The sequence below is a fragment of the Ruegeria sp. HKCCA0235A genome (genome assembly GCF_013033235.1).
Classification (GTDB): Bacteria; Pseudomonadota; Alphaproteobacteria; order Rhodobacterales; family Rhodobacteraceae; genus Ruegeria.
In genome coordinates, this window is the sequence record NZ_WQDQ01000029.1 from 1 (window position 1) to 1,774 (window position 1,774).

At 64.1% G+C, this 1,774-nt stretch carries 1 protein-coding gene; it reads right to left on the reverse strand.

Going from position 1 to position 1,774, the window contains the following annotated elements; translation table 11 throughout:
* Positions 1 to 1,768, reverse strand: a 1,768-nt coding sequence (gene xsc, locus GOW56_RS21650; RefSeq protein WP_171172791.1) for a sulfoacetaldehyde acetyltransferase, incomplete at its 3' end; no start/stop codon positions are given.
* Positions 1,769 to 1,774: the final 6 nt, after the last annotated feature.

The window sequence follows — 1,774 nt, forward strand, 5'->3', positions numbered from 1 at the left end:
CCTGAGCTTTCATGTCGTCGGCCGAGATTCCTGCGACGGCGACGGGTTTTTTCATTGCGTCGCGGCGGAAGGGTTCGCCGAGCTCCTGGTTGATCAGGGCCTCGATCAGCGTGGTGATGCCGTTCTTCTGGTCCTCGATCGCCTGGTTCAGCGCTGCGGTCAGCTCGTCCTGGGTGCGGGCCACGACGCCTTTCAGGCCACAGGCCTGCGCGATACCGGCGTAGGACACTTTGGTATCCAGTTCGGTGCCGACGAAGTTGTCATCGAACCACAGGGTCGAGTTGCGCTTTTCCGCGCCCCACTGATAGTTGCGGAAAACGATCTGGGTCACGGCGGGCCATTCCTCGCGGCCGATCGCGGTCAGTTCGTTCACCGCGATGCCGAAGGCGCCGTCACCGGCAAAGCCCACGACCGGCACGTCCGGGCAGCCGATCTTGGCGCCGACGATGGCCGGCAGGCCATAGCCACAGGGCCCGAACAGGCCCGGCGCCAGGTATTTGCGCCCCGCCTCGAAGGACGGATAGGCGTTGCCGATGGCGCAGTTGTTGCCGATATCCGAGCTGATGATCGCCTCTTTCGGCAGCGCCGCCTGAATGGCGCGCCACGCCATGCGGGGGCTCATCCAGTCGGGCTTGGCCGCGCGGGCGCGCTGGTTCCAGGTGGTGCCCGGATCATCATCCTCGTGGTCCATGCTGCTCAGCTGCTGAGCCCAGCGGGACTTTTTCTCGGCGATCTTCGCCTTGCGCGCGTCGCGGCCCTCGTCGCCCGCGGTATCGCTCAGCTGGTTCAGGATGCCGGTCGCCACCTTGGCCGCGTCTCCCACGATGCCCACGGTGACCTTCTTGGTCAGGCCGATCCGGTCGGGGTTGATGTCGACCTGGATGATCTTGGCCTCGGCCGGCCAGTATTCCATGCCATAGCCCGGCAGGGTCGAGAACGGGTTCAGACGGGTGCCGAGGCACAGAACAACATCGGCCTCGCTGATCAGTTCCATCCCGGCTTTCGAGCCGTTGTAGCCCAGAGGACCGGCAAACAGAGGGTGGCTACCGGGGAAGGCGTCGTTGTGCTGATAGCCCACGCAGACCGGCGCATCCAGGCGCTCGGCCAGCGCCTTCGAGGCCTCGATCCCGCCCTTGGACAGAACCACGCCCGCACCGTTCAGGATCACCGGGTTCTTGGCGGTCGACAGCAGCTCGGCCGCCTGCGCCACGGCGGTTTCGCCGCCCGCAGGGCGTTCGAAATCGACGATGGCGGGCAGATCAACATCAACCACCTGGGTCCACATGTCACGCGGGATGTTGATCTGGGCCGGGGCGCTGGCGCGCTTGGCTTTCATGATCACGCGGTTCAGAACCTCGGTGACGCGGGTCGGGTCGCGGACCTCTTCCTGATAGGCAACCATGTCCTCGAACAGCTTCATCTGCTCGACTTCCTGGAAACCGCCCTGACCGATGGTCTTGTTCGCCGCCTGCGGCGTGACCAGCAGCAGCGGCGTGTGGTTCCAATAGGCGGTCTTCACGGCGGTCACGAAATTGGTGATGCCGGGGCCGTTCTGCGCGATCATCATCGACATCTTGCCGGTGGCGCGGGTGTAGCCATCCGCCATCATCCCCGCGCTGCCTTCATGCGCACAGTCCCAGAACATGATCCCGGCCTTCGGGAACAAGTCCGAGATCGGCATCATCGCAGATCCAATGATCCCGAACGCATGCTCAATCCCGTGCATCTGCAAAACCTTAACAAACGCCTCTTCCGTCGTCATCTTCATCTGAGT